This window comes from Lyngbya confervoides BDU141951 (assembly GCF_000817775.3).
GTDB classification, from domain to species: domain Bacteria; phylum Cyanobacteriota; class Cyanobacteriia; order Thermosynechococcales; family Thermosynechococcaceae; genus Lyngbya; species Lyngbya confervoides.
This window is the reverse complement of sequence record NZ_JTHE03000046.1, coordinates 1-4,459: the sequence shown is the minus strand read 5'-3', so window position 1 is coordinate 4,459 and position 4,459 is coordinate 1. Positions and strand designations below refer to the sequence as shown.

The 4,459-nt window shown below is 51.4% G+C and carries 7 protein-coding genes; all 7 read right to left on the bottom strand.

From position 1 onward, the window contains the following. Window positions 1–124: 124 nt before the first annotated feature. Complete coding sequence (locus QQ91_RS08605; RefSeq protein ID WP_166284001.1) at window positions 125–796, bottom strand: hypothetical protein; 672 nt, start codon at window positions 794–796, stop codon at window positions 125–127. Further along, the gene (locus QQ91_RS08600; protein WP_166283999.1) at window positions 730–1,752 is read right to left on the bottom strand and encodes a protelomerase family protein; all 1,023 of its coding nucleotides are present in this window, start codon (window positions 1,750–1,752) and stop codon (window positions 730–732) included. Before QQ91_RS08600 ends, QQ91_RS08605 begins: the two co-directional genes overlap by 67 nt. A 31-nt stretch (window positions 1,753–1,783) precedes the next feature. Beyond that, window positions 1,784–2,116 carry a HepT-like ribonuclease domain-containing protein gene (locus QQ91_RS08595; RefSeq protein ID WP_166283997.1) on the bottom strand — a complete coding sequence of 111 codons (333 nt, stop codon included), beginning with the start codon at window positions 2,114–2,116 and terminating at the stop codon, window positions 1,784–1,786. Continuing rightward, complete coding sequence (locus tag QQ91_RS08590) at window positions 2,113–2,406, bottom strand: nucleotidyltransferase family protein (RefSeq protein WP_166283995.1); 294 nt, start codon at window positions 2,404–2,406, stop codon at window positions 2,113–2,115. The genes QQ91_RS08595 and QQ91_RS08590 overlap by 4 nt, the downstream gene beginning before the upstream one ends. 24 nt (window positions 2,407–2,430) lie before the next feature. Then, on the bottom strand, window positions 2,431–3,021 hold the full coding sequence (locus QQ91_RS08585; protein ID WP_166283993.1) for a protelomerase family protein: 591 nt from the start codon (window positions 3,019–3,021) through the stop codon (window positions 2,431–2,433). A 321-nt stretch (window positions 3,022–3,342) separates the two neighbouring features. Further along, the gene (locus QQ91_RS08580; RefSeq protein WP_236096269.1) at window positions 3,343–3,621 is read right to left on the bottom strand and encodes a HigA family addiction module antitoxin; all 279 of its coding nucleotides are present in this window, start codon (window positions 3,619–3,621) and stop codon (window positions 3,343–3,345) included. Window positions 3,622–3,626: 5 nt separating this feature from the next. Further along, window positions 3,627–3,902 carry a type II toxin-antitoxin system RelE/ParE family toxin gene (locus tag QQ91_RS08575; protein WP_166283989.1) on the bottom strand — a complete coding sequence of 92 codons (276 nt, stop codon included), beginning with the start codon at window positions 3,900–3,902 and terminating at the stop codon, window positions 3,627–3,629. Between the last annotated feature and the right edge of the window lie 557 nt (window positions 3,903–4,459).

The window sequence follows — 4,459 nt, the reverse complement described above, 5'->3', positions numbered from 1 at the left end:
TAACTTAGGTTCACATGTCATTGAATTGACATGAGCTAGCCTCCGGTACCTGCCACAATTGATGGGCTGATTTTTTTTGGGGATGGGTGCCGAAGCAAATGGTTACGAGGTGCCGAAGTTAGGTTTATTTAGCAGCTCGTTGCACCGCCTGACCCGGCTTGCGCCCCACCTTGCTCTTGGGAACTGGGGTTGACTTCACGGTTTGAGCGATCGCCTCGGCCTCCGGTTTTTCCACGGTTTCGTTCTCTGTGTTTTCAGGCTCCGGTGCTTCTCCCAGGAGCAATTGGCGGAACTGGGTCAGTTTGCCCTCGGCTTCCTCTAGAGACTGACGCAATCGCTCATTCTCATCCTTCAACCGTTGGTTTTCATCTTGCAATTCCTGCAATCGCTTTTGCTGAGCCGGACTCGGCTGACCTGTTCTGGGCGCCTCCAGCTCCTGAAGGCGAGATTCAAGCGACTCCCGGTAATCCAACCATTCGCGCTGGAGCGCCTCAAACCGATGCAGGATCGCTTGCTCAATCTCATGCCCTAGGCGATCGCTTGTCTTTTCAGTCGAGATCGGCTCCAGGGATATTTGTTCGTCGTCCATCTCTGTAAACTCTTCCTCTAGCAACGATAGCTCGGGTACCGCACTGAGTTTGACACCTTTATCACGCAATAGCTCACCCTCGGCATCCGTGAGCTGATACCGGAAATAGTGACCTGTGGCGCTCGATTCCAGAACATGGCCTAGGTAGTGCTGCAGGAACGCATATTCCTGGACGGGCAGAAGAAATAGGTGGCGATCGCTCCCCATAAGCTCCGCAGGTTGTGAATCGTGACTGTGCTTTTCCCTTCCAGTGGTGGGACAATCTCGGTGCGGTTCAGCAGCTTGTTGCATTCCCGATTCAGCTGCACGTCAAATTTGTTCAATTCAGCTTTGAGGGAGTCTCCTTTCAATTTCATCAGGGCTTTGATATCCGGCATCGTGCGGAAGCATTTTATACGTTCAAGTAGCTCTTCAGCCGGAATCAAGGTGACAATATTATAGCCATCGCATTCGTGCTTTTGCTGACCGGTGAAATGCAGCAGGTAGGGATGCTCCGTCAGCGTAAACTTGCCTCGGGCAACCACTTCGCCCATCCGACGACCTGTGACCGCTGCGATCGCGATCGCCATGTGCCGCGCGGCAAATTTGTCCTGGCTGTGCAGGAGTTCGTGGATCTTGGCCAGGTAGCGATCCAGTGGGACGGTCTTTAAATTCAGCAGCCGTTTCCGGTTGACCTGGGCTTGGCGTTTATCGAGCTGTTCGTATTCTTCGGGGCTGTATTTGAAATAGGTCAATGCCCAGTGTTCATCGCGGGTTTCCTGGATCCCGGTGACCCGCTGATGGTGGACGTAGGCGTGGCTGTTCTTGGGGGTGAGCAGGATGCGCTTGTGGGCGATCGCTTCTTCAATGGCCGCTCGGTATTTCGGGATGTAGCCGCTGGCTAGCGTGATCTTGGCGTAGCCTTCTTCCAGTAGGGCGCTTTCGGTCTGGCAGAGGTCCCGGATCTTGTCCGGGGTGTGGACCGTGGCCAGGGCCTCGATGAACGTATCAATAAGGATTTCAAGCTCTGCTTTCCGCAGCTTGGTGCGACTGCCCTGGGCGATCTGGTAGCGGTATTTATCAATAACTATCGGCTCGGGTGAGCATTGACGGGGGTCGGGGCGATCGTCCTTGAGTGTATAGCTACCCCGATGGCAGCGCAAACGGAGGGGGGATGGGGGCACAGCTTTTCCCACTGTAGAGCCAAGAGTGGCATCACTTTTTTCCTAAAATTTCAGATACTTGTGCTTTCAACGGCGGTAATTCCCGTTCAACAATTAACCACACCACATTGAGATTTACCCTGAAATACTCATGCACCAACAAATTACGAAAATCAATGATATCTTGCCAGGGCACCTCTGAATACTTCGCTCTCGTTGCTTCTGATACTGACCGCGCTGCCTCCCCAATCACCTGAAACTGAAACAATATCCACGTTTGGATCAGCTCGTTTTCCATAAACTCAGAACGCCCCTGCACCGAATATCGTTCAATCTTGGCGATCGCTTCCTCTATATCCAGCAAACGTTCACGATCATCCCTCATAACTGAATTGACTCCCGCGTCACCTTCTCTCGAATGCGAGCTTTCAGTCCCTCCTCGGTCACCACGTCGACCCGCATTCCCAACACAGCCTCTAAATCTCTAATCAGGCGCACTGGAAACCAAGGCGTAATTTTCTCCAGGTCATAGTCAATTAAAAAATCGATATCGCTCTCCGGCGTCTCTTCTCCCCGAACCACCGAGCCAAACACCCGAACATTAGATGCCCCATGACGGGCTGCAATCTCTAAAATCTGCGATCGCCTCTCTTTTAAGCTTTCTAGTAGCGTCATCGTTGCATACCCGACCTTGTCTAGTTAGATCTTAATCTCTGCATCGAGTCTTGCTGAATTTTCATCTGCAACGCTGGAATAGACGATCGCGATCGTTTGGTGACGCGCGGCAAATTTATCCTGGCTGTGCAGGAGTTCGTGGATCTTGGCTAGGTAGCGGTCGAGTTGGACGGTTTTCAGGTTTAGCAGCCGTTTCCGGTTGACCTGGGCTTGGCGTTTGTCGAGCTGTTCGTATTCTTCGGGGCTGTACTTGAAATAGGTCAGTGCCCAGTGCTCATCGCGGGTTTCCTGGATCCCGGTGACCCGCTGTTGGTGGACGTAGGTATGACTGTTCTCTGGGGTGAGTGGAAGGCGGTTTTGGGCGATCGCTTCCTCAATAGCCGCTCGGTATTTCGGGATGTACCCACTGGCGAGCGTGATCTTGGCGTAGCCTTCTTCAAGCAGCGCGATTTCGGTCTGGCAGAGATCCCGGATTTTGTCTGGTGTGTTGACCGTGGCCAAGGCATCGACAAACGTATCAATCAGGGTTTCCAGCTCTGCTTTCCGCAGCTTGGTGCGGCTGCCCTGGGCGATCCGAATGCGGTATTTGTTGATGATTTCGGCTCGGATGGGCATTAACGTGGGACGGGGCGATCGTCCTTGAGTGTAAGGCTAAAGGAGGATGGATGGGGGTGGGCGATCGCAAATCTCGCTTCACCCAATGGGCTGAGTTTTTCGTTACACCTCTGACTCAGTTCTGTAACGCGATCGCAGCCTTTTTCTCACTACCTAAATTCTGGGAATCTGTGGATGCCAAAAACAGAAAGCGTTTCAGGTCTTGCTCTGTTTGTGAAGAAAGATGCGCCTAAAGGATAGGGATCCACAAAATGGGCGATCGCTTCCGTCTCTTTCAGCTCTAACATCAATGTCAACACGAACACTCTGAGCGGCTACACTCTATGCTGGCACTAAAGATTTGAGCTGCAGGTTTTCATTCCTGGCTTCGGCGTGCCACAAATCATAATTCATCTGCAACTGAAGCCATGATTCCGGGCTGCCAGATAACACCTGGCTCAATTTAATTGCCATATCAGGGGTCACCGCTGCCTTCTCATTTACAATTCGACCAATTGTGCTGGGAGACACCCCGATGGCTTTCGCAATATCAGTCATAGTAATTCCTAATTCTTCTAGGTAAAACTCTTGAATAATTGCTCCTGGGTGTGAAGGCTCCATCCTCATCAGTGATAATCCTCGTAATCTAAAACGTACACATCTCCATCAACAAAATCAAACGTCAGACGCCAATTGCCGGAAACATTGATGGCCCAACGATTCTCATGCCCTTGCAGTGAATGCAATCTGAGACCAGGCCGATCCATATCATCAATGACTTTGGCTGCCGCCAATAATGACAATCGGGACTTTAAACGCTCAAGATGCTCTGGATTAACTTTTGAGCTATCGTTTTTCTCCCATAGACGCTTTAAACCTTTGTGTTTGATGCTTTTTATCATTTTGAAGTTTCAAAGCTATTACCTATCTTAGCGCTTTGCGCAATGCGCAACAATAGGAGATGACGAAACACTCAACAGGGAATGGGCGATCGCGCTCAGGATCAGCAACATGGGCCATTCCGACTATCTCTCACAACCGCTTCACCGGCGATCGCTTATCCCATTTCACTAATTCCGCGAAGGATTCCGTCATGTCGGGGACGCGGCTCCTAGACCATGCGATCGCCTCAACCCGAGCATCCGACTCGCACTGCCGACGCTGACAGGAAACCTAAACAGTCTGACGGATGTAACAGTCACTCAACACTGGGCCATCCCATAGACCCCTTCAAGCTGACTCTGGGATCTGAAGCGGTCACCAGTGACCCAAAATCCACCCTGATCGCTCCCAGGAGAAGCCCTTTTCGCACGAGGCTACACCTAAATTCAACCCTAAATCCAAGCAGTCCCACGGATTCTCGCAAGCAACGCGCTAAAATCGGCTACCAATTTAAGGCGGGACAGTTTTGAGAAAAATGTATTTTTTGGGAGAGTGCTCTAACCAGGGTTGATCCTGG

What these genes read in the sequence shown, in the direction of transcription:
- QQ91_RS08595 (WP_166283997.1), bottom strand. Translation starts at nt 2,116, where the DNA reads ATGAGGGATGATCGTGAACGTTTGCTGGATATAGAGGAAGCGATCGCC.
- QQ91_RS08575 (WP_166283989.1), bottom strand. Translation starts at nt 3,902, where the DNA reads ATGATAAAAAGCATCAAACACAAAGGTTTAAAGCGTCTATGGGAGAAA.
- QQ91_RS08590 (WP_166283995.1), bottom strand. Translation starts at nt 2,406, where the DNA reads ATGACGCTACTAGAAAGCTTAAAAGAGAGGCGATCGCAGATTTTAGAG.
- QQ91_RS08580 (WP_236096269.1), bottom strand. Translation starts at nt 3,621, where the DNA reads ATGGAGCCTTCACACCCAGGAGCAATTATTCAAGAGTTTTACCTAGAA.
- QQ91_RS08605 (WP_166284001.1), bottom strand. Translation starts at nt 796, where the DNA reads ATGGGGAGCGATCGCCACCTATTTCTTCTGCCCGTCCAGGAATATGCG.
- QQ91_RS08585 (WP_166283993.1), bottom strand. Translation starts at nt 3,021, where the DNA reads ATGCCCATCCGAGCCGAAATCATCAACAAATACCGCATTCGGATCGCC.